This is a genomic window from Megasphaera intestinihominis, from assembly GCF_040096415.1.
In the GTDB taxonomy this organism is placed as follows: domain Bacteria; phylum Bacillota; class Negativicutes; order Veillonellales; family Megasphaeraceae; genus Megasphaera; species Megasphaera intestinihominis.
In genome coordinates this window covers 1-1,468 of the sequence record NZ_JBBMEU010000130.1, presented here as the reverse complement: position 1 = coordinate 1,468, position 1,468 = coordinate 1, and the positions used below count along the sequence as shown (strand labels likewise).

Below are 1,468 nucleotides of genomic sequence, written 5' to 3'. Positions count from 1 at the left end.
CGCAGGCGGCCGGCCGCCTCGGACTCAAATGCCGCTGCGCGGCGTCAGACTCAAACTAACAACGACACTTCGGGAAGCCCTCAGCTCGTAAAAATAGCCCCAATCGGGGTTGCGTAGGGGCCGTCCCAAGCCTTTTTGGCCCGTCAGGTGCCGACCAACGGAAGGCGCAGGACGGCTGCCAAAACGGACAGCCGTGGCTGGGCGGCCCGCAGCGAGATTCCATCACAGCCCGTTTTGGTATAATGATGGTTTTTTACGAGTAACGAACCACGAACCACGAGCCACGGCTTTTTCCGAAGCGGCCTGCGAACTGCGGCCGTAAGGCCATATTTATCGAAAGGAGAGTTATGAAAGTCTATTTAAATGCCGGTCATGACCGGGAACTTGATCCGGGCGCCGTCAATCGCCGTTTGCATTTGCGTGAATGTGATGCGGCTTATGAATTGGCTTTGGGCGTCCAGCAATATTTAGAACGAAATGGAATCGCGGTCGTCTTTGGTCAGGACGATGACCTATACCATATCTGCGACCAGGCGAATCAGGCCGAATGTGACCTCTTTGTATCCATTCACTTCAATGCCTACACCGGCAGGGCCAGTGGTACGGAAACGCTCATTTCCGGGTCCACAGGCAGCCTCATGCTGGGGCACTGCATCCAGTCTAACTTAAAGGCTGTCCTCGGTCTGCCGAATCGAGGGCTTAAAGAGCGGCCGGGACTCTTTGTCCTGCGCAATACCATCATGCCTGCCGTCCTCGTCGAAGTCTGCTTCATCGACAACGACTTCGACTGGCGCCGTTACGACGCCCATCGCGACGAAGCGGCCCGGGCCATCGCAACGGGCATCATGCAGTACCCGTACCAGATGCAGGGCGCTCAGGCGGCATGATGAACGCAGGCCGCAGTTCGCAGGCAGCATAAAAGAGGATGCAGGCGGCAGGTCGCAAAAAAATACACGGCCGAAGGCCTTGTGCGTAGGGGCTTCCGCGTGGGAAGCCCGCTAGAGAGATTCAACCACAGCCTATCCAGGTATAATGGCAGGCTTTTATGAGCTACGAAGGCTCTTCATATACGAAAAGAAAGGAGGAATGAACTATGGCAGCAGAACGCAAAGCGATTTCCGGCAAGTTAAAGCTGGTCATCAGCTACAACGACGAAAATGACAATTTGTGCGAAAAATCCGTACAGATGCGCAACCTCGTTACCGGCGTCGAACCGGCCAACGTCGTTACCGCCGTTAACGCCATCGGCACGTTGTACGAAGACCCCATCACGGGCATCCATGAAATCGTCGAAAACGAAATTACGGCGTAAGGGAAGAACCTCTCAGTCAGCTTCGCTGACAGCTCCCCTACAAAGGGAGCCTTAAGCCTTCCCTGATAGGCCCTTTTTGGCCCGTCAGGTGCTGACCACAGGGAAGCACAGGGCGGTTGCCAAAACGGAGAGCTGAGCTGGAGGTGGCCCGAAGGG

General features: G+C 55.9%; 2 protein-coding genes. Both read left to right on the top strand.

Translation table 11 applies throughout. From position 1 onward, the window contains the following. Positions 1-347: 347 nt before the first annotated feature. Entirely contained in the window at positions 348-887 is a 540-nt protein-coding gene (locus tag WMO23_RS11275; protein ID WP_349174117.1) for an N-acetylmuramoyl-L-alanine amidase family protein, read from the top strand. Between the two features lie 206 nt (positions 888-1,093). Further along, the gene (locus WMO23_RS11270) at positions 1,094-1,312 is read left to right on the top strand and encodes a DUF1659 domain-containing protein (RefSeq protein ID WP_072982475.1); all 219 of its coding nucleotides are present in this window, start codon (positions 1,094-1,096) and stop codon (positions 1,310-1,312) included. The last annotated feature ends 156 nt before the right edge of the window (positions 1,313-1,468 follow it).